We start from the raw sequence: 19,584 nt of genomic DNA, 5'->3' as shown, positions 1-19,584 counted from the left end.
CTTTGTCTCACGCCAGGGTGTAGGCGGTCTTGACGGTTGTGTAGAATTCGTTGGCGTATTTGCCCTGCTCGCGCGAGCCGAAGGACGATCCCTTGCGCCCACCGAACGGCACATGGAAATCGACACCCGCCGTCGGCAGGTTGACCATCACCATGCCGGCCTCGGCATTGCGCTTGAAATGGGTGGCGTGCTTGAGGCTGGTCGTCGCGATGCCCGAGGACAGGCCGAACGGCGTGTCGTTGGCAATCGCCAGCGCTTCCTCGTAATCCTTGACGCGGATAACGGCGGCGACGGGGCCGAAGATCTCCTCGCGCGAGATGCGCATGTCGTTCGTGGCCTCGGTAAAGAGCGCCGGCGCCAGATAGAAGCCGGGCGTGTCGCGCTTCAGAAGATCGCCACCGAAGGCGAGCTTTGCGCCTTCCTTTTGGCCGATCTCGATATAGTCGGTGTCCTGCTTGAGCTGCGTTTCATCCACGACCGGGCCGATATGCGTGCCGGCCTTGAGCGCATCGTCCACGACGACGCTCTTCAGCCGCTCGCCCACCGCGGCGACGAACCGGTCATGAATGCCTTCCGTCACGATGACGCGCGAGGAGGCCGTGCAGCGCTGGCCGGTCGAGAAGAAGGCCGAGTTGACGGCGGCTTCGACCGCGACGCCGAGATCGGCATCGTCGAGCACGACGAAGGGGTTCTTTCCGCCCATTTCGAGCTGGTACTTGCGGTTATGCTCGACGGAGGCGACGGCGACACGCTTGCCCGTACCGGTGGAGCCGGTGAACGTGATGGCGTTGACATCAGGGCTGTCCAGCATGGTCTGGCCGACGACCGAGCCCTTGCCCATGACAAGGTTCAGGACGCCCTTCGGCAGGCCGGCCCGCACGAGGATATCGACGATGGCCCAGGAGCAGCCCGGCACCAGTTCGGCCGGCTTGAAGACGACCGTGTTGCCATAGCAGAGCGCGGGCGCGATCTTCCAGGCGGGAATGGCGATGGGGAAGTTCCAGGGCGTGATAATGCCGACGACGCCGACCGGCTCGCGGGTGATCTCAACGCCGATATTCGGCCGCACCGACGGCAGCACCTCACCGGCAAGCCGCAGACATTCACCGGCGAAGAAATCGAAGATCTGGCCGGCGCGCACCGTTTCGCCGATACCTTCCGCCAGCGTCTTGCCCTCTTCGCGCGACAGGAGGCGACCAAGCTCGTCCTTGCGGGCGAGGATCTCATCGGCAGCCTTGCGCAGGATGGCGTGGCGCTCGAGAATGCCCGAGCGCGACCAGGCAGGAAACGCTGCCTTTGCCGCAGCGATGGCCGCCTTGGTGTCTTCGACGGAGGCGCGGGCATAGGTTCCGACGACGTCGCCGGTATTCGACGGGTTGATATTCTCGACGCCGTCTGCACCGACCCATTCGCCGGCAATCAGGTTCTGGTGGATCGTCATGGTATCAGCCTCCTATCCGCAGCCTCAGAGCTGGCGGATTTCGATCTCTTCTTCCTTGGCGATGGCAAGCGGATTGCGCAGCGGCAGGCCGAACCCGTCAGCGCCGATCTCGAACACGTCACCTTCCTGCGTGCGGATGCCGTCGCCGAAGGACAGCGTCGCCGTGCCGAACATATGGACGTGGATATCGCCCGGCACGCGGAACAGGCCGTATTTGAAGTGGTGATATTCGAGATTGGCGAAGGTGTGGGACATGTTCGCCTCGCCGGAGACGAACGGCTTTTCCCACAGAACCTTGCCGTCGCGGACGATGCGCGAGAAACCTCTGATGTCATCGGGCGCGGCGCCGATGCGGATTTCCGGGCCGAAGCTCGCCTGACGCAGCTTCGAGTGCGCAAGGTAGAGATAGTTGATGCGCTCCGTCACATGATCGGAGAATTCGTTCGACACGGCAAAGCCGATGCGGAAGGGCGAGCCGTCAGCAGCGATGACGTAAATGCCGGCCATTTCCGGCTCTTCACCACCATCAAGCGCGAAGGACGGCGAGGTGAGCGCGGCACCCGGCGCGACGGACTGCGTGCCGTTGCCCTTGTAGAACCATTCCGGCTGGACGCCCTTCTCGCCGGGCTTCGGCTTGCCGTTCTCAAGCCCCATGCGGAACATCTTCATGGAGTCCGTCAGCGTCTCCTCGGCGGCTTCCGACGTCTTCTTGTGCATGGAATCGCGCGTGGCGGCCGAACCGAGATGGGTGAGGCCCGTGCCCGTGAGATGCAGATGCGCAGCATCCGGATGGGTGATGGGCGGCAGAAGGCGACCGGCGGCATAGGCCGCCTCGAGATCGACCTCGTCGCCAAAGCCCTTGCCCTCGATGACGGCCTTCAGCGACGTACCGGCATTGGCGGCTTCCATGGCCAGTGCATAGACGCTCTCCGCACCCTTGACCGCGCGGCCCTTGCCGCCTTCTTCGCGTGCTACGACCGTGATCGAACCGTCAGCGTTGGATACCTGCGAAATCAGCATTTCCGTTTCCTTCCTCAACCCGGCATCAGCCAAGGCTTCGCACCTGCGGCGGACACACGCCGCCGCACTGGCCGCTGGCGCGGCCGGTCAAACATGCTTGCAACCTGTTTGGCCTGACCGGTTACCCGGTCAGCCCTTGTTCTTGTTGTAGACGTCGAAGAACACGGCAGCGAGCAGCACCAGGCCCTTGATGAGCTGCTGGTAGTCGATGCCGATGCCCATGATCGACATGCCGTTGTTCATGACGCCCATGATGAACGCGCCGATGACCGCGCCCGTGATCTTGCCCACGCCGCCCGAAGCCGACGCACCGCCGATGAAGCAGGCCGCGATCACGTCGAGCTCGAAGCCGACGCCAGCTTTCGGCGTCGCTGAATTCAGGCGGGCCGCGATGATCATGCCGGCAAGTGCGGCAAGCGCGCCCATGTTGACGAAGGTGTAGAAGGTCAGCCGCTCGGTGTTGATACCGGAAAGCTTCGCCGCCTTCTCGTTTCCGCCCATCGCATAGACGCGACGGCCGATCGTCGTGCGCGTCGTCACGAAGGTGTAGAAGGCGATCAGCACGCCCATGACGACGAGAACGTTCGGCAGGCCGCGATAGGTCGCGAGCTGGAAGCCGAGGAAGATCGCCACGGCGCCGATGATCAGCATCTGCACGGCGAAGAAGGCGAAGGGCTCGTTCTCGGTTTCATGCAGCGCGTTGAGACGACGCTCGCGCAGGCCGGCATAGATGGCGTAGGCCACGAGCAGCACGATCATGACCAGCGCGAAATAGTTCTTGATCAGGCTCGTCGAAGGATCGGTGAAGGACAGGAAGTCCGGCACGAAACCCGTCGAGAGTATCTGGAAATCCTTCGGAAACGGACCGACGGGGCGGCCACCGAGCACGACATAGGTCATGCCGCGGAAAACCAGCATACCCGCAAGCGTCACGATGAAGGACGGGATCTTCTGGTAGGCCACCCAGTAGCCCTGCGCCGCGCCCATGACCGCACCGACGAGGATGCACGCCGGCACAACGACAATGGCCGGAAGGCCCCATTTCACCAGCATGATCGCCGATATGGCGCCGATGAAGGCGACGATGGAGCCGACGGACAGGTCGATATGCCCCGCCACGATGATCAGCAGCATGCCCAGCGCCATGATGACGATGAACGAGTTCTGCAACACGAGGTTGGTGATGTTGACCGGGCGGAAGAGGACGCCGTTGGTGATGACCTGGAAGAAGATCATGATCACGACGAGCGCGACCAGCAGGCCATACTCGCGGATGTTCTTCTTGAGATAATCCCCCACCGAAGGCTGGGGCGTCTTTGTCGCTGTATCGGTGGCCATTAGTGTTTCTCCCCGGAGCGCATGATGGCGCGCATGATGGATTCCTGGCTTGCTTCCGCCTTGGAGAGCTCGGCCACGATGCGTCCTTCGTTCATGACATAGATGCGATCGCAGGTCCCGAGCAGTTCCGGCATCTCCGACGAGATCATCAGGATGCCCTTGCCCTCGGCGGCAAGCTGGTTGATGATGGTATAGATTTCGAACTTGGCGCCGACATCGATGCCGCGCGTGGGTTCATCGAGGATCAGCACCTCGGGATTGGTGAACAGCCATTTCGACAGAACCACCTTCTGCTGATTGCCGCCCGAAAGATTGACCGCTTCCTGATAGATCGAATGCGAGCGGATGCGCAGCTTCTGGCGATAGCCGGAGGCGACCTTCGCTTCCTCATGGTTGTCGATGACCGTTGCCTTCGAGACGCCGCCGAGATTGGCGAGCGTCGTGTTGTGCATGATGTTGTCGATCAGCACGAGGCCGAGATGCTTGCGGTCCTCCGTCACATAGGCAAGGCCGGCGTCGATCGCCTTGGGGATGGTACTGACGTCGACCGGCTTGCCGCGCATGCTGACTTCACCGGTGATCTTGTGACCCCAGCTGCGGCCGAACAGGCTCATCGCCGTTTCCGTCCGCCCTGCCCCCATGAGGCCGGCAATGCCGACGACTTCGCCGGCGCGCACGGTAAAATTAACATCGTGCAGGAACTGCCGGTCGCGGTGGTGCTGATGGAAGACGTTCCAGTTCTTCACCTCCAGCAGCGTCTCGCCGACCTTGGGCTCGCGCGGCGGGTAGCGGTCTTCCATCTCGCGGCCGACCATGCCCTTGATGATGCGGTCTTCGGAAATGTCCTCGTTATGACAGTCGAGCGTCTCGACCGTGCCGCCGTCGCGCAGGATGGTGATCTGGTCGGCGACCTTCTTGATCTCGTTCAGCTTGTGCGAAATGATGATCGAGGTCATGCCCTGGGCGCGGAACTCCACGAGCAGCTTCAGGAGCGCATCGGAGTCCTTCTCGTTGAGCGAGGCCGTCGGCTCGTCGAGAATGAGCAGGCGCACCTTTTTTGAGAGCGCCTTGGCGATCTCGACGAGCTGCTGCTTGCCCACGCCGATATCGGTAATCAGCGTGCCGGGCGATTCCTTCAGGCCGACCTTGTCCAGCAGTTCCTGTGTGCGGCGAAACGCCTTTTTCCAGTCGATGATGCCGTTGGTCGCGACCTCGTTGCCGAGGAAGATGTTTTCGGCAATCGAGAGCAACGGCACGAGTGCCAGCTCCTGGTGAATGATGATGATGCCCAGATGCTCGCTGTCGGAGATCGTGGAGAAACGGCGGACTTCGCCGTCGAAATGGATTTCACCCTCGTAGGAGCCGGCCGGATAGACGCCGCTCAACACTTTCATCAGGGTGGATTTGCCGGCGCCGTTTTCGCCGACAAGGGCGTGAATCTCGCCTTCGCGGACCTTCAGATTGACGTTGTCGAGCGCCTTTACGCCCGGGAACGTCTTCGTGATGCCACGCATTTCGAGAAGGGTCTTGCTCATATACAGTTTCCAGCGGTCATCCCCACCGGGCGGCGGGGGAACCGAGCCTATTCGCTCTGCGATCCGGAGAAAAGAGGGTCCGCACGCGAAGCGCGAACCCCCGGGAACAAAAGAACGATCAGTTCTTGATCTGGTCTTCCGTGTAGTAGGCCGAGTCCGTGACGAGGATCTTCTCGGCATTGGACTTGTCCACGGCAACCGGCTTCAGCAGGTAGGACGGAACGACCTTGACGCCGTTGTCGTAGGTCTTGGTGTCGTTCACTTCCGGCTCCTTGCCTTCCATGATCGCGTTGACCATGCCGACGGTGACCTTGGCGAGTTCGCGCGTGTCCTTGAAGACCGTCGAATACTGTTCGTCGGCGAGGATCGACTTGACGGACGGCAGTTCTGCGTCCTGGCCGGTGACGATGGCCATCGGCTGGTCGCCCGAGCCGTAGCCGACGCCCTTCAGGGCCGAGATGATGCCGATCGAAAGGCCGTCATAAGGCGAAAGAACGCCATCGACGCGGCCATCGGTGTAGGTCGAGGACAGCAGGTTTTCCATGCGGGCCTGAGCCACGGCACCGTCCCAACGCAGCGTGCCGACGGTTTCCATGCCGGTCTGGCCGGACTTGATGACGATGTCACCCTTGTCGATCAGCGGCTGGAGAACCGACATCGCGCCGTCATAGAAGAAGAAGGCGTTGTTGTCGTCCGGCGAACCGCCGAAGAGCTCGACGTTCCACGGCTTGGTGTCCGGGAACTTCGCCTTCAGGCCATCGACGAGGCTGGTGGCTTGGAGAACACCGACCTGGAAGTTGTCGAAGGTGGCGTAGTAGCTGACATTGCCCGAATCGCGGATGAGGCGGTCGTAAGCGATGACCTTGACGCCGGCGTCGGCAGCCTTCTGGAGAATGTCGGACAGCGTCGTGCCGTCGATGGCGCCGATGACCAGAACCTTGGCACCCTTGGTGACCATGTTCTCGATCTGGGCCAGCTGGTTCGGGATGTCGTCGTCAGCAAACTGCAGGTCCGGGGTGTAGCCGGCTTCCTTGAACAGCTTTTCCATCGTCTCGCCGTCGGAAATCCAGCGGGTGGACGTCTTGGTGGGCATGGAGATGCCGACCATGCCCTTATCCTGGGCAAAGGACGGCGCCACGAACGACGCGACGCTCATGGCAGCGGCGGCGAGCAGCGAAGTGATCATTTTCATTGAAAGGTCTCTCCCTTTTGCGCACTGGCCCGAACTTCCAGCCAGGCATTGTTCTGTGCGTGATGAGCCGCATTCAGACGGCGGTCCAGGCTGGCAGATACTTCGTCCAGCCGTTCCCCTCCCCAGAGCCCAGCGCACATTCAGCAAGAAATCCACGGAATTGCCATAACTGTCAAATGCAATAAGCTTCTAAAGGGATATCAAAACTGATATATAAAAGCCGATATATATTATTTTTGAGAAAGCGACCGCATGCGCCCGGATGATATCAAAGACGACCCGCGCTTTATCGAGGGCGGAGGCGATGCCCTTCAGACGGTCGGCCTGCTGCGCAGCGGCCTCAAGCTCAACCACCTGCGCATGATCCTCGCCATCGAGGAACACAAGCAGGTCAGCGCCGCCGCCGATGTTCTCAACATATCGCAGCCGGCCGCATCGCGCATGCTGACGGACATGGAGACAATTCTCAAGGCGCAGCTTTGCGAACGCGCAGCGCGCGGCGTCACGCTCACCGCCGCCGGTCGCGCGCTGGCCCGTCGGGCCCGCGCCATCCTGCTCGAACTGCGCGAGGTCGATCGCGAGCTTTCGGCGCTGAAATCCGGTACCGGCGGCTCGGTCTTTCTAGGATCGGTGACGGCCCCCGCCATCAGCCTCGCGGTGCCCGCCATCAAGCAGGTCAGCGCCGCCTATCCCGGCATCGAGGTGAATGTGCGTGTCGAAACGAGCAACGTTCTCGCCCGCGAGCTGCTTGATGCCAAACAGGATTTCATCATTGCCCGCGTGCCCGACGACCTCAATCCGCGCCTGTTCGACGTGACCGAGATCGGCATCGAGAAGGCCTGCCTCATCGTGCGCAAGGGGCATCCCCTGACGGAGAAGCCGGTCGTCCAGCTGACCGACCTGCCGCATTACGACTGGGTCTTCCAGTCCGCCGGCACACTTTTGCGACGGCGCATCGAGGAACTGTTCATCGCCGCCGGCGTGCCGCTGCCGTCCACCGTCGTCAACACCTCATCGATCCTGCTGACGACCGCCATCGTGCACGGTTCGAACGCGATTGCCCCCGTCGCGCGCGATATGGCGACCTTCATCGCAGATGTCGGCGCGCAGGCCGGCGAGATCCGCATTCTCGACACGGATTTCGAGATTGACATCAAGCCCTACAGCCTTATCTCGGTCAAAGGGCGGGCGCTGCCACCCAGCGCCAAACTGCTCTACGATCTGATCTGGCAGCGCAGCCAGACGATTTCGCCGGATTGAGCAAGGACACACGATGCTCGGCATGACGGTTTTCGAATCCGTACTGGAAAGGCTGAAGGCCGAAGCGCTTCAGGCCGAGCCAGAAGAGGACGCCGCGCCAATCGCGCCCGCATCGACGATACGCGGCCTGACCAGCGGCTTTACCGGTCCCGGCGGCAGCGATGCCTTCGTTTCAGGCTCGCAGGCGGCGGCCGCCTATCTCGATCTCTATGAGGAGACGACGCCGCCGGAACCCGCCAAACCCGATCCGTCACCACCACCGCCGGCACCACCGCCGCATCTGCTGCGCACCGCCCCCGAGGAAGTGGCCGACGATCTGGCACTCGATGGGACGCAAAGCGTTGACGATCTCGTCGGGCTGCGCCGGCGTTTCGCGCGCGACAACCATCCCGATCAGGCGCCGCCGGACATGCGCGCCAACGCCACCCTGCGCATGAAGATCGCCAATATGCTGATCGACGAGACGATCCGGCGGATCAACGTGGAAAAGAGCCTCGGGATCTCGCGCTAGCTCTTTGTTTCGCCAGTCTCTTCCACTGGTTTTTCGGCGGCGGCGGACGGCTTGAAGAAGAGGATCAGGTTGGCGAAGACATAGGCGGTCACGACGAGGAAGATCGTGCCCCAAGTCTGCTCGTTGTTGTAGAATTCCACGGCCGTCCATGCCGCACAGACCACGACCAGCAGCAGCCGCCGCCAAAGCGGCCGGTAGAACGGATGGTCGGTGTCGATGATCTTCATGAACGTCTCCTCGGGCCTCTGCGCGCTTACATAGGCGGTTTTCCGGCATTAGGAAACCGGCTTTGCTTTCGGCCATCGCGCAACGGCATCATCGCAACAATCCGCTTTGACGCGCCTGACTGACGTGGCGATCATCGTGCGTGCATGCGAGGCCGCCGATCCGCGGCCGCAAAGACCGGAGGAAACCATTCATGCCGCAGCTGACCTTTGCCCTCAACCATATGACCGCTCCATCCCTGCCGCTCGACGCCTTCTTCGCGCTGGCTGCCGATCTGGGGATAAAGGCGGTCGAAATCCGCAACGATCTGCCCGGCAACGCCATTCACGACGGCACCACGCCCACCGATGTGAAGGCGGCCGCGCAGCGACACGGCCTCACCATCATCTCGATCAACGCCCTGCAACGCTTCAACGCATGGTCGCACGAGCGGGAGGCCGAAGCGCGCGCACTCATCGACTACGCCGAAGCCTGCGGCGCCCGGGCGCTGGTGCTCGTGCCGAAAAACGATGGCACCGGACGAGCCGACGGCGAACGGCAGGCAAATTTGCGAGCAGCGCTGACAGCCCTGAAGCCGCTGCTGGATAAGGCTGGCATCATCGGGCTCGTCGAACCGCTCGGTTTCGAAATCCGCTCGCTTCGCTCCAAGCGGGAAGCGGCAGAGGCGATCCGATCCGTCGGCGGCGAAGGCACCTTCCGCCTCGTGCACGACACGTTCCATCACCACCTTGCCGGTGAGCCCGAGCTTTTTGCCGACCTGACGGGACTTGTCCACATCTCGGGCGTCGAGGACAGCGGCATTGCCATCGGCGATCTGCGCGACAGTCACAGGGTGTTGGTCGGTCCCGGCGACACTCTGGGCAATGTCGAGCAGATCAAAGCGCTGATTGCCGCCGGGTATGCCGGGCCGCTGTCGTTCGAACCCTTCGCATCCGTCGTACACGATCTGCCCGACCCGAAGACCGCGATCGCCGGGAGCATGGCTTTCCTTCGCGAAACCGTCTGACCGGACACGGCGGGCCGTAAGACACGGCGCTGCTTTTCACCACCCCTCATGCCGATCCCGGGACTGCGATGGAACAGACTTGACGCCACGCCCACAAATGGAATAAACATTCCGAAGTTTGAAATTCGCGGTTTGTTTATTCTGTTTTGATCCTTGCGTCCCGGGAGGAGCAAAGGTCATAGGCCTGCAAGGGCCGACCATCCGGATATGTCTGTGGTGCACCGGACACCACCTTGAGGAGGATACGACATGAAAAAATTCATCCTTGGCTCGGCACTCGCCGTCATGATGTCCACCGCCGCCCATGCCGAGACGATCGGCGTGACGATGGCGCAGTTCGACGACAACTTCCTGACCGTTCTGCGCAATGGCATGTCCGACTACGCCAAGACGATGGACGGCGTCCAGCTGCAGATCGAGGACGCGCAGAACGACGTCGCCAAGCAGCAGAGCCAGATTCAGAACTTCATCGCGTCCGGCGTGGATGCCATCATCGTGACCGCGGTCGACACCGATGCGACCGCTGCCATGTCGAAGGCCGCTGCCGATGCGGGTATTCCGCTCGTCTACGTCAACCGCGAGCCGGTCAATGTCGATCAGCTTCCCGAAAAGCAGGCGTTCGTGGCCTCGGAAGAAACCGTCGCCGGCACGCTGGAGACGCAGGAGGTCTGCCGCCTGCTCAACGGCAAGGGCAAGGCCGTCATCATGATGGGCGAACTTTCCAACCAGGGCGCACGCATGCGCACCAAGGCCGTCCATGACGTTCTCGCCACCGACGAATGCAAGGGCATCGAGATCGTCGAGGAGCAGACCGCCAACTGGCAGCGCACGCAGGGCCAGGATCTCGTGACCAACTGGCTGGCTGCCGGCGTCGAGTTCGACGCCGTGATCGCCAACAACGACGAGATGGCTATCGGCGCGGCGCAGGCACTCAAGGCCGCCGGCCGTTCGATGGACAGCGTCGTGATCGCAGGCGTCGATGCCACCCAGGACGCGCTTGCCGCGATGGCGGCCGGCGATCTTGACGTCACCGTCTTCCAGGACGCGGCGGGCCAGGGCAAGGGTGCACTCGACGCGGCAATCAAGCTTGCCAAGGGCGAGAAGGTCGAGGCGAAGGTCTACATTCCCTTCCAGCTCGTGACCCCGGCCAACATCGCCGACTACCAGCAGAAGAACTGATCGAGCAGGGCATCGAAAGCCTATGACAGGGAGGGCCGCGCCTTCGCGCGCGGTTCTCCGGTTTCAGGTCGATCCGGGAGGGAGAGGACGATGGTCAGTCCGACCACCATGGCCGCGGTTCGTGCAAGCGGCGCCATTCCGAATGCTGAATACCTGCTCTCCGCAGAGGGCATCCGAAAGGAATTTCCGGGTGTCGTCGCGCTCGACGACGTCCAGTTCAAGCTCAAGCGCGGCTCGGTGCACGCGCTGATGGGCGAAAACGGCGCAGGCAAGTCCACGCTGATGAAGATCCTCGCCGGCATCTACACGCCCGACCAGGGCGAGGTGCTGCTCAAGGGACAGAAGATCCGCCTGCAATCGCCGCTCGACGCGTTGGAGAACGGCATCGCCATGATCCATCAGGAACTCAACCTGATGCCCTTCATGACGGTGGCTGAAAACATATGGATCCGCCGCGAGCCGAAGAATCGCTTCGGCTTCGTCAATCACGGTGAGATGAACCGCAAGACGGCCGCGCTCTTCAACCGCCTCAACATTACCATGGACCCGCAAACGCAGGTTCGCGACCTCTCGGTCGCCAATCGCCAGATGGTGGAGATCGCCAAGGCCGTTTCATACGAAAGCGATGTCCTCATCATGGACGAGCCGACTTCCGCGCTGACCGAGCGCGAGGTGGCCCACCTCTTCACGATCATCCGCGACCTGCGCGCGCAGGGCATCGGCATCGTCTACATCACGCACAAGATGAACGAGCTGTTCGAGATCGCGGACGAGTTCTCGGTGTTCCGCGACGGCAAGTACATCGGCACGCATGCCTCCAGCGACGTGACGCGCGACGACATCATCCGCATGATGGTGGGCCGCGAGATCACGCAGATGTTCCCCAAGGAAGAGGTGCCGATCGGCGACGTCGTCCTGTCAGTGAAGGAGTTGAGCCTCAAGGGCGTCTTCCACGACGTGTCCTTCGATGTGCGCGCCGGCGAGATCCTCGGCATTGCCGGGCTCGTGGGCTCCGGCCGCTCGAATGTGGCCGAGGCGATCTTCGGCGTCACGCCGGCAACGTCGGGCACGATTTCGATCAATGGCAAAGAGGTCGATATCGACAGCGCGAACACGGCGATCAGGCACCGCATGGCGTTTCTGACGGAAGACCGCAAGGACACGGGCTGCCTTCTGATCCTCGATATCCTCGAGAACATGCAGATCGCCGTTCTCCAGGACCGGTTCGTCAAGGGCGGGTTCGTTTCCGAACGCGCGCTGACGAAGGTCTGCGAGGAGATGAGCAGCAAGCTGCGGGTCAAGACGCCGAACCTTTCGGAGCGCATCGAGAACCTGTCGGGCGGCAACCAGCAGAAGGTGCTGATCGGCCGCTGGCTCCTCACCAATCCGCGCATCCTCATTCTCGATGAGCCGACACGCGGCATCGATGTCGGCGCCAAGGCGGAAATCCACCGCTTCGTGACCGAACTCGCCCGCGACGGCGTCGCCGTCATCATGATCTCGTCGGAAATGCCGGAGGTCCTCGGCATGAGCGACCGCATCATGGTCATGCACGAGGGGCGCGTCACGGGCTTCCTCGATCGCGCGGAGGCGACGCAGGTCAAGGTCATGGAACTGGCAGCCCAGTAAATTCAGGCCCAACGGCCACCAGGGAGGTAATCATGAGCACGAATTCCGCAGCGCAGGCGCAGGCCGCAGCGCAGAAATCTGCCCGCCGGCTCCCGCCGGAACTCAACATCTTTCTCGTCCTCATCGGCATCGCGCTGGTCTATGAAGTCCTCGGCTGGATCTTCGTCGGCCAAAGCTTCCTGATGAACACGCAGCGCCTGACGATCATCATCCTTCAGGTCGCCGTCATCGGCATCATCGCCGTCGGCGTGACGCAGGTCATCATCACCGGCGGCATCGACCTGTCCTCGGGCTCGGTGGTCGGCATGACGGCAATGTTCAGCGCCTCCCTCGCGCAGGCCTCGACGTGGCCGCGCGCCCTCTATCCCTCGCTGACCGACCTGCCGGTCATCGTGCCGCTCGCGGTCGGCATCGGCGTCGGCCTGCTGGCCGGCTTCATCAACGGCCAGCTGATCGCCAAGACCAAGATCCCGCCCTTCATCGCGACCCTCGGCATGATGGTGTCGGCGCGCGGCATTTCGAAGTGGTACACCAAGGGGCAGCCGGTCTCGGGCCTTACCGAACAGTTCAGCTTCATCGGCACCGGCATCTGGCCCGTCGTCATCTTCCTCGTCGTCGCGGTGATCTTCCACATCGCGCTGCGCTATACGCGCTACGGCAAGTTCACCTATGCCATCGGCGCCAATGTGCAGGCCGCGCGCGTCTCCGGCATCAATGTCGAATCGCATCTCGTGAAGGTCTATGCCATCGCCGGCGCGCTGGCCGGCCTTGCCGGCGTCGTCACCGCGGCCCGTGCCCAGACGGCTCAGGCCGGCATGGGCGTGATGTACGAACTCGATGCCATCGCGGCCGCGGTCATCGGCGGCACCTCGCTTGCCGGCGGCGTCGGACGCATCACCGGCACGGTCATCGGCACCGTCATCCTCGGCGTCATGACCTCGGGCTTTACCTTCCTGCGCGTCGACGCCTACTATCAGGAAATCGTCAAAGGGGTGATCATCGTCGCCGCCGTCGTCGTCGACGTCTACAGACAGAAGAAGCGCAAGACGTAATTTTAGGCAGTAAGCAGCAGGCGATGGAAATGCCTCTCGACTAGCAACCCGCTATTCCCTACCGCCTTAACTCCTACCGCCTATCTCCAAAATCAAAGAGGACAACATGACTGTAAGATTTGGTCTCCTCGGCGCCGGCCGCATCGGCAAGGTCCATGCCAAGGCAGTGACCGGCAACCCGGACGCCAGGCTGGTTGCGGTCGCCGATGCCTTTCCGGCGGCAGCCGAGGCGATCGCCCAGCAATACGGCTGTGACGTGCGCACGATCGAGGCCATCGAGGCGGCGAGCGACATCGATGCCGTGGTGATCTGCACCCCGACCGATACCCATGCGGACCTTATCGAGCGCTTCTCGCGCGCCGGCAAGGCGATCTTCTGCGAAAAGCCGATCGATCTCTCGGTCGAGCGCGTCAGGGCCTGCATGAAGGTGGTCGAGGAGACCAAGGGCAAGCTGATGGTCGGCTTCAACCGCCGCTTCGATCCGCATTTCATGGCCGTGCGCAAGGCTATCGACGACGGCCGCATCGGCGACGTCGAGATGGTGACGATCACCTCGCGCGATCCCGGCGCCCCGCCGGTGGACTATATCAAGCGTTCGGGCGGCATCTTCCGCGACATGACGATCCATGACTTCGACATGGCGCGCTTCCTGCTCGGCGAAGAGGTGGCAACGGTTTCGGCAACTGCCGCCGTGCTGGTCGACCCGGAAATCGGCAAGGCCGGCGACTATGACAGCGTCTCCGTCATCCTCCAGACGAAGTCCGGCAGGCAGGCCATCATCTCCAATTCTCGCCGCGCCACCTACGGCTACGACCAGCGCATCGAGGTGCACGGCTCCAAGGGCGTCGTCTCCGCTGAAAACCAGCGCCCGGTCTCCATCGAGATCGCCAATGGCGACGGCTATACGCGCCCGCCGCTGCACGACTTCTTCATGACCCGCTACACGGAAGCCTATGCCAACGAGATCGCGAGCTTCATTGCCGCAATCGAGAAGGGCGCCACCATCACGCCGTCCGGCGCCGATGGTCTTGCGGCCCTGCTGCTCGCCGATGCCGCCGTGAAATCCGTGGAAGAGAAACGGCAGATCGCCGTCGCCTGACGGCCATCTCCTCCCAAGCAACTGGCCGGGCGCTTCGTCGTCCGGCCTTTTTTGTTCGGCGTCATTGCGCAGCCTTCGCCGCGATGATGTCGTGATCCATCTCCGCCAGCGCGCGGGCGAGATGTCCTTCCAGCACCAGCGTCGCCTCCTCCGGCACAACGGAAATCGGCGGCGCGCCGAAAAGCCGGACCTGCTGCGATTGCGCAAGGCCCTCCTCCATGCCGCGCTGCATGAGATCGAAATAGCGCGTGCCCGGTCCTGTGATGGCGATCGGCATGGTCTCATACAGGCTCACCATGCGCGACAGCCCCTGCCCCAGCGCAAGACCCGCCTGGCGGAAGGCGTATTCCGACATGCGATGGCCCTGGCGCGCCCTGAGCGCGATCTTGTCCATTTCCGCAAGCGGCACGAATTTGGCAGGTATGGTATCCGGCGGCACTTCGAACGCGGTGCGCAGGATGCCGTAAAAACCCGCCGAGGCCTCGATGCAGCCCTGCGCGCCGCACCGGCAGAGCTTGCCGTCCGCCGAGTTGAGCATATGGCCGAAATTCGGCGCCGTGACGGTCAGTTCGCCCACACGATCGAAACGCGCGATGCCAAGTCCGATGCTGTGCCCGAGAGACAAAGCGGCCACCGCATGCAGATCGTTCATGCGCGCCTTTTCCATGCGCGAGGCCATGGCATGGGCCACCAGCAGCGTTTCGTTGCTGAGCAGGATCTTGGCCCGCCAGGCCGGCTGAAGCAAGCCTGCAAAATCGACCTGCTCCGCCCCGAAGACCGGCGACCAGACGAGCCGCGCCGATGCAGAATCGACCAGCCCCTTGCTGCTGATGGAAACGACCAGCACATCGTCGTGCCGGATTTGCGACCGTTCCACCAGCCTTTCAAGCGCAGCAACAAAGGCGGCCGCGAACGGCTCGGTCGAAACATCCGCATGGTTGCGCGGCTCCTCGAAACGGTCGAGCAATGTGCCGCCGTAATCGGCCAGCGAATATTGCACCATGTCTGAAGAGATGCGCACGGCGATGAGGTAGCCCGCCTCGCGCCGCTGCCCGAAGATGACGCGGGGACGTCCGCGCGTTGCCGCAGCCTGCTGCTCGCGGCGTTCCAGAACGTCCGCCTTCTCCAATTCCGCAGTGATGGCGGAGACGGTGGCGGATGCCAGGCCGGTATGCTGGGAAATTTCGGTATGGGCGAGCGGGCCATGCCGGCGAAGCGATGCCAGAACGAGCGCGCTGTTTTGCTGACGCACAAGCTCCGTGCTCGATTTTGTCAGCATCTTCCGATTCCATTCGCTCTTTCAGGCGGCAACACATGCTCCTCCCAAAGCATCTGTCACGCTGTCATTCAAGGCTTCACGCCCTGGTTGACAGCCTGGAAAACTTCTGACATTTATTTTCTCGACTGTCGAGAAAAAAGTCCCGGCATGATCGGGAGGGGCATCGAGGCAGTATTATCGTGACCGGTTGTTGATGGGGCGGGAGGTTCGCCCGGCGACCGGCGTTCACTTGGGAGGATATTATGAAGTCCGTTTTGAAGCTGATGGCAGGGGCTGCCATCATCGTTTCCATGCATTCCGCTGTTCACGCCAAGGACCTCGTGGTCGGCGTTTCCTGGTCCAACTTCCAGGAAGAGCGCTGGAAAACCGACGAAGCCGCCATCAAGGCCGCTCTCGAAGCAACCGGCGACAAATACATTTCCGCTGACGCCCAGTCGTCGGCAGCCAAGCAGCTGACCGACGTCGAGTCGCTGATCGCCCAGGGCGCCAACGCCATCATCGTGCTCGCCCAGGACAGCGACGCCATCGGCCCGGCCATCGAGAAGGCCGCGGCGGAAGGCATCCCGGTCGTCGGTTACGACCGCCTGATCGAGAACCCCTCGGCCTTCTACATCACCTTCGACAACAAGGAAGTCGGCCGCATGCAGGCCCGCGAAGTGTTCAAGGTGAAGCCGGAAGGCAACTACGTCTTCATCAAGGGCAACTCGGCCGACCCGAATGCCGACTTCCTCTTCGCCGGTCAGCAAGAAGTGCTGAAGGAAGCGATGGATGCCGGCAAGATCAAGAATGTCGGTGAAGCCTACACCGATGGCTGGAAGCCGGAAAATGCCCAGAAGAACATGGAGCAGTTCCTGACGGCGAACGACAACAAGGTCGACGCGGTCGTCGCCTCGAACGACGGCACGGCCGGTGGTGCGATTGCCGCACTCGCAGCTCAGGGCCTCGCCGGTTCCGTTCCGGTCTCCGGCCAGGATGCCGACCACGCTGCGCTCAACCGCGTTGCGCTCGGTACGCAGACGGTCTCCGTATGGAAGGACTCGCGTGAACTCGGCAAGCGCGCTGCGGAAATCGCGGCCCAGCTCGCCGGCGGCAAGACCATGGACGAAATCGAAGGCGTCACCACCTTCAACGGCGGCCCGAAGGGCGTCGAGATGAAGTCTGTCTTCCTTGCACCGCTGCCCATCACCAAGGACAACCTGAACGTCGTCATCGACGCGGGCTGGATCTCCAAGGAAGCAGCCTGCCAGGGCGTTGCCGCCGGCTCCGTCGCGGCCTGCAACTGACCGCCCGCATCCGGGCAATACGCTGACCATCGACCAGGCGCCGCGACACCACGTTGCGGCGCCTGTTCAAAATGGGCAGCAGGCGCGGGACGACACGGCAATCGATCCTTGAAAAACCGCCCGGACGGATACGTTCAACAGACATGAGGGAACGGCAAAGCCATGGCCGACATCACCAATACCGCAGCCAATCGCGCGCGATCGGCAAGCGAGAACCCGGTGAAGCGCTTCTTTCGCGCCACCGAAATCGACACGCGCCTGCTTGGCATGGTCGGTGCCCTGCTGATCATCTGGATCGGCTTCAACATTCTGTCGGGCGGCCTGTTCCTGACACCGCGCAACCTGTGGAACCTCTCCGTTCAGACCGCCTCCGTTGCCGTCATGGCAACCGGCATGGTGCTGGTCATCGTCACCCGCAATATCGATCTGTCGGTCGGCTCCATCCTCGGTTTCGTCGGCATGATCATGGGTGTGTTGCAGGCTGAAATCCTGCCGCAGATCCTGGGCTTCAACCACCCTGCCACCTGGATCCTCGCGCTGCTCGCAGGCCTCCTGCTGGGCGCCGCCATCGGCGCGCTGCACGGCGCGATCATCGCCTTCCTCAACGTTCCCTCCTTCATCGTCACGCTCGGCGGCCTTCTCGTCTGGCGCGGCGCCACCTGGTTCGTCACCAGCGGCCGCACGGTCGCGCCCATGGACGCGACCTTCCGCCTGATGGGCGGCGGCACCGAAGGTTCGATCGGGGCTACGGCGAGCTGGATCGTCGGTGCCCTCGCCTGCATCGCGATCATTGCCACCATCGTCAATTCGCGCAAGCAGCGCCAGCGCTTCGGCTTCCCGCAGCGGCCGATGTGGGCGGAGTATTTCCTCACCGCCGTCGGTTGCGCGCTCGTGCTCGGCGCCATCGGCGTGGTCAACAGCTATCCCTGGCCGGTCGCCATCGCACGCAAATATGCCGACGCCAACGGCATCGCCTGGCCGGACGGCGGCCTGTTCATTCCGCACGGCATCGCCATTCCCGTGCTGATCGCCATCGTCGTCGGCATCGTCATGACCTTCATCGCCACGCGCTTGCGCTTCGGCCGCTACGTCTTCGCACTCGGCGGCAACCCCGAGGCGGCCGAGCTCGCCGGCATCAAGACCCGCTGGGTAACGGTCAAGATCTTCGCGCTGATGGGTATGCTCTGCGCCATCGCCGCCGCCATCTCCACCGCCCGCCTCAATGCCGCCACCAACGCACAGGGCGAGCTCGACGAGCTCTACACGATCGCGGCTGCCGTGATCGGCGGCACGTCGCTTGCCGGCGGCATGGGCACAATCGCCGGCGCCATGCTCGGCGCCCTCGTCATGCAATCGCTGCAATCGGGCATGGTGCTGGTCGGCATCGACACCCCGTTCCAGCGCATCGTGGTCGGTATGGTCCTCGTCGTCGCCGTCTGGCTCGACACGGTCTACCGCGCCCGCGCCAAGTAAGGAGCCGCACCAATGACGGACACTCGTACGCCCCTCGTGGAGATGAAGAACATCTCCATTTCCTTCGGCGGCATCCACGCGGTCGACAATGCCTCCATTGACCTCTATCCCGGCGAGGTCGTGGCGCTGCTCGGTCACAACGGCGCCGGCAAATCGACGCTCATCAAGATTCTCTCCGGCGCCTACAAGCGCGACAGCGGCGAGATCCTGATCAACGGCGAGCCGGCCGATATCAACAACCCGCGTGACGCCAAGAAATACGGCATCGAGACGATCTACCAGACGCTCGCCGTCGCCGACAATGTCGATGCGGCCGCCAACCTCTATCTCGGCCGCGAGCTGCGCACCCCCTGGGGCACGCTGGACGACGTGGCAATGGAGGCCAAGACGCGCGAGGTGATGGGCCGGCTGAACCCGAACTTCCAGCGCTTCAAGGAGCCGGTGAAGGCGCTGTCCGGCGGCCAGCGCCAGTCGGTGGCGATTGCGCGCGCAATCCTTTTCAATGCCCGCATTCTCATCATGGATGAGCCGACGGCCGCACTTGGCCCCCAGGAGACGGCGCAGGTGGGCGAGCTGATCAAGCAGCTGAAAAAGGAGGGAATCGGCATCTTCCTGATCAGCCACGACATCCACGACGTCTTCGACCTCGCCGACCGCGTCTCGGTGATGAAGAACGGCCAGGTCGTCGGCCACGCGCGCACAGAGGATGTCACCAAGGACGAGGTGCTCGGCATGATCATCCTCGGCAAGGTGCCGGAAAAGGCCATCCCCGGCCCCGGCGCCATGCAGACCACCTGATCCTTACGCCAAAAACGGAAGCCGCCATCCCCGGCGGCTTCCCCCCGGCCAGCACAGTCCGCCCATCAGATCGCCTTTTCTCCAATTTCCCGATTGAAGCCCGCCCCCACCTGAGCTAAGAACCCTTCATCGGACAGGCGATTCATCGCCGTGGGATGCACCCGTAGCTCAGCTGGATAGAGTGTTGGATTCCGATTCCAAAGGTCACAGGTTCGAATCCTGTCGGGTGCGCCATTTCAGAACAAATTGCAGCAGAAAACTCCT

Annotated in this window: 17 protein-coding genes and 1 tRNA gene; 11 read left to right on the top strand and 7 right to left on the bottom strand. The window is 62.7% G+C overall.

Annotated features, from left to right (window positions below; translation table 11 throughout):
* Positions 1 to 7 precede the first annotated feature (7 nt).
* The 5 genes from MNR02_RS04390 to chvE all read right to left on the bottom strand — a co-directional run bounded on the left by MNR02_RS04390 (position 8) and on the right by chvE (position 6,526).
* Complete coding sequence (locus tag MNR02_RS04390) at positions 8 to 1,441, bottom strand: aldehyde dehydrogenase family protein (RefSeq protein WP_241948217.1); 1,434 nt, start codon at positions 1,439 to 1,441, stop codon at positions 8 to 10.
* Positions 1,442 to 1,465: 24 nt separating this feature from the next.
* Positions 1,466 to 2,461: an AraD1 family protein gene (gene araD1, locus MNR02_RS04385; RefSeq protein WP_241948216.1), complete on the bottom strand. Its 996-nt coding sequence runs from the start codon at positions 2,459 to 2,461 to the stop codon at positions 1,466 to 1,468.
* Positions 2,462 to 2,590: 129 nt separating this feature from the next.
* Positions 2,591 to 3,799 (bottom strand): multiple monosaccharide ABC transporter permease, encoded by a 1,209-nt coding sequence (gene mmsB, locus MNR02_RS04380; RefSeq protein WP_241948215.1) that lies wholly within the window; start codon positions 3,797 to 3,799, stop codon positions 2,591 to 2,593.
* On the bottom strand, positions 3,799 to 5,334 hold the full coding sequence (gene mmsA / locus MNR02_RS04375) for a multiple monosaccharide ABC transporter ATP-binding protein (RefSeq protein WP_241605496.1): 1,536 nt from the start codon (positions 5,332 to 5,334) through the stop codon (positions 3,799 to 3,801). The genes mmsB and mmsA overlap by 1 nt, the downstream gene beginning before the upstream one ends.
* Before the next feature lie 118 nt (positions 5,335 to 5,452).
* Positions 5,453 to 6,526, bottom strand: a complete 1,074-nt coding sequence (gene chvE, locus MNR02_RS04370) for a multiple monosaccharide ABC transporter substrate-binding protein (protein WP_241605493.1) — start codon at positions 6,524 to 6,526, stop codon at positions 5,453 to 5,455.
* A gap of 252 nt (positions 6,527 to 6,778) precedes the next feature.
* Between chvE and MNR02_RS04365 the strand changes: the two genes are divergently transcribed.
* On the top strand, positions 6,779 to 7,786 hold the full coding sequence (locus MNR02_RS04365; RefSeq protein ID WP_241948214.1) for a LysR family transcriptional regulator: 1,008 nt from the start codon (positions 6,779 to 6,781) through the stop codon (positions 7,784 to 7,786).
* A 22-nt stretch (positions 7,787 to 7,808) separates the two neighbouring features.
* The gene (locus tag MNR02_RS04360) at positions 7,809 to 8,297 is read left to right on the top strand and encodes a hypothetical protein (protein WP_241948213.1); all 489 of its coding nucleotides are present in this window, start codon (positions 7,809 to 7,811) and stop codon (positions 8,295 to 8,297) included.
* Here MNR02_RS04360 and MNR02_RS04355 read toward each other — a convergent pair.
* Entirely contained in the window at positions 8,294 to 8,524 is a 231-nt protein-coding gene (locus MNR02_RS04355) for a hypothetical protein (RefSeq protein ID WP_241948212.1), read from the bottom strand. The two genes, MNR02_RS04360 and MNR02_RS04355, sit on opposite strands and share 4 nt — an antisense overlap.
* A 191-nt stretch (positions 8,525 to 8,715) precedes the next feature.
* Here MNR02_RS04355 and MNR02_RS04350 point away from each other — a divergent pair, with 191 nt between their 5' ends.
* The 5 genes from MNR02_RS04350 to iolG all read left to right on the top strand — a co-directional run bounded on the left by MNR02_RS04350 (position 8,716) and on the right by iolG (position 14,487).
* Positions 8,716 to 9,528, top strand: coding sequence for a TIM barrel protein (locus tag MNR02_RS04350; RefSeq protein ID WP_241948211.1), 813 nt, complete (start codon positions 8,716 to 8,718; stop codon positions 9,526 to 9,528).
* Positions 9,529 to 9,777: 249 nt separating this feature from the next.
* Positions 9,778 to 10,707: a sugar ABC transporter substrate-binding protein gene (locus tag MNR02_RS04345; protein WP_241948210.1), complete on the top strand. Its 930-nt coding sequence runs from the start codon at positions 9,778 to 9,780 to the stop codon at positions 10,705 to 10,707.
* Between the two features lie 90 nt (positions 10,708 to 10,797).
* On the top strand, positions 10,798 to 12,336 hold the full coding sequence (locus tag MNR02_RS04340; RefSeq protein ID WP_241605481.1) for a sugar ABC transporter ATP-binding protein: 1,539 nt from the start codon (positions 10,798 to 10,800) through the stop codon (positions 12,334 to 12,336).
* A 32-nt stretch (positions 12,337 to 12,368) separates the two neighbouring features.
* Positions 12,369 to 13,388 carry an ABC transporter permease gene (locus MNR02_RS04335; protein WP_241605479.1) on the top strand — a complete coding sequence of 340 codons (1,020 nt, stop codon included), beginning with the start codon at positions 12,369 to 12,371 and terminating at the stop codon, positions 13,386 to 13,388.
* Between the two features lie 106 nt (positions 13,389 to 13,494).
* Entirely contained in the window at positions 13,495 to 14,487 is a 993-nt protein-coding gene (gene iolG, locus MNR02_RS04330) for an inositol 2-dehydrogenase (protein WP_134646809.1), read from the top strand.
* A 61-nt stretch (positions 14,488 to 14,548) separates the two neighbouring features.
* Here the strand turns inward: iolG and MNR02_RS04325 are convergent, their stop codons facing one another.
* A complete protein-coding gene (locus MNR02_RS04325) occupies positions 14,549 to 15,766 on the bottom strand; it encodes an ROK family transcriptional regulator (RefSeq protein WP_241948209.1) in 1,218 nt (405 codons plus the stop codon).
* A gap of 242 nt (positions 15,767 to 16,008) precedes the next feature.
* Here MNR02_RS04325 and xylF point away from each other — a divergent pair, with 242 nt between their 5' ends.
* From xylF to MNR02_RS04305, 4 genes are all read left to right on the top strand, one after another.
* A complete protein-coding gene (xylF, locus tag MNR02_RS04320) occupies positions 16,009 to 17,049 on the top strand; it encodes a D-xylose ABC transporter substrate-binding protein (protein WP_241605473.1) in 1,041 nt (346 codons plus the stop codon).
* Between the two features lie 162 nt (positions 17,050 to 17,211).
* The gene (locus tag MNR02_RS04315) at positions 17,212 to 18,522 is read left to right on the top strand and encodes a sugar ABC transporter permease (protein ID WP_241948208.1); all 1,311 of its coding nucleotides are present in this window, start codon (positions 17,212 to 17,214) and stop codon (positions 18,520 to 18,522) included.
* A 12-nt stretch (positions 18,523 to 18,534) separates the two neighbouring features.
* Positions 18,535 to 19,320, top strand: coding sequence for an ATP-binding cassette domain-containing protein (locus MNR02_RS04310; RefSeq protein WP_241605469.1), 786 nt, complete (start codon positions 18,535 to 18,537; stop codon positions 19,318 to 19,320).
* A gap of 157 nt (positions 19,321 to 19,477) precedes the next feature.
* Positions 19,478 to 19,554: transfer RNA gene (locus tag MNR02_RS04305), tRNA-Arg, on the top strand.
* Positions 19,555 to 19,584: the final 30 nt, after the last annotated feature.

Source organism: Shinella sp. H4-D48, from assembly GCF_022637395.1.
GTDB lineage: Bacteria > Pseudomonadota > Alphaproteobacteria > Rhizobiales > Rhizobiaceae > Shinella > Shinella sedimenti.
This window is presented reverse-complemented; position numbering and strand designations above follow the sequence as displayed.

Bases quoted from the DNA above. Each gene is read 5' to 3' on its own strand.
- MNR02_RS04315 (WP_241948208.1), top strand. From the start codon at position 17,212: ATGGCCGACATCACCAATACCGCAGCCAATCGCGCGCGATCGGCAAGC.
- MNR02_RS04345 (WP_241948210.1), top strand. From the start codon at position 9,778: ATGAAAAAATTCATCCTTGGCTCGGCACTCGCCGTCATGATGTCCACC.
- chvE (WP_241605493.1), bottom strand. From the start codon at position 6,526: ATGAAAATGATCACTTCGCTGCTCGCCGCCGCTGCCATGAGCGTCGCG.
- xylF (WP_241605473.1), top strand. From the start codon at position 16,009: ATGAAGTCCGTTTTGAAGCTGATGGCAGGGGCTGCCATCATCGTTTCC.
- mmsA (WP_241605496.1), bottom strand. From the start codon at position 5,334: ATGAGCAAGACCCTTCTCGAAATGCGTGGCATCACGAAGACGTTCCCG.
- MNR02_RS04355 (WP_241948212.1), bottom strand. From the start codon at position 8,524: ATGAAGATCATCGACACCGACCATCCGTTCTACCGGCCGCTTTGGCGG.
- MNR02_RS04350 (WP_241948211.1), top strand. From the start codon at position 8,716: ATGCCGCAGCTGACCTTTGCCCTCAACCATATGACCGCTCCATCCCTG.
- MNR02_RS04365 (WP_241948214.1), top strand. From the start codon at position 6,779: ATGCGCCCGGATGATATCAAAGACGACCCGCGCTTTATCGAGGGCGGA.
- mmsB (WP_241948215.1), bottom strand. From the start codon at position 3,799: ATGGCCACCGATACAGCGACAAAGACGCCCCAGCCTTCGGTGGGGGAT.
- araD1 (WP_241948216.1), bottom strand. From the start codon at position 2,461: ATGCTGATTTCGCAGGTATCCAACGCTGACGGTTCGATCACGGTCGTA.
- iolG (WP_134646809.1), top strand. From the start codon at position 13,495: ATGACTGTAAGATTTGGTCTCCTCGGCGCCGGCCGCATCGGCAAGGTC.
- MNR02_RS04310 (WP_241605469.1), top strand. From the start codon at position 18,535: ATGACGGACACTCGTACGCCCCTCGTGGAGATGAAGAACATCTCCATT.
- MNR02_RS04390 (WP_241948217.1), bottom strand. From the start codon at position 1,441: ATGACGATCCACCAGAACCTGATTGCCGGCGAATGGGTCGGTGCAGAC.
- MNR02_RS04340 (WP_241605481.1), top strand. From the start codon at position 10,798: ATGGTCAGTCCGACCACCATGGCCGCGGTTCGTGCAAGCGGCGCCATT.
- MNR02_RS04335 (WP_241605479.1), top strand. From the start codon at position 12,369: ATGAGCACGAATTCCGCAGCGCAGGCGCAGGCCGCAGCGCAGAAATCT.
- MNR02_RS04325 (WP_241948209.1), bottom strand. From the start codon at position 15,766: ATGCTGACAAAATCGAGCACGGAGCTTGTGCGTCAGCAAAACAGCGCG.
- MNR02_RS04360 (WP_241948213.1), top strand. From the start codon at position 7,809: ATGACGGTTTTCGAATCCGTACTGGAAAGGCTGAAGGCCGAAGCGCTT.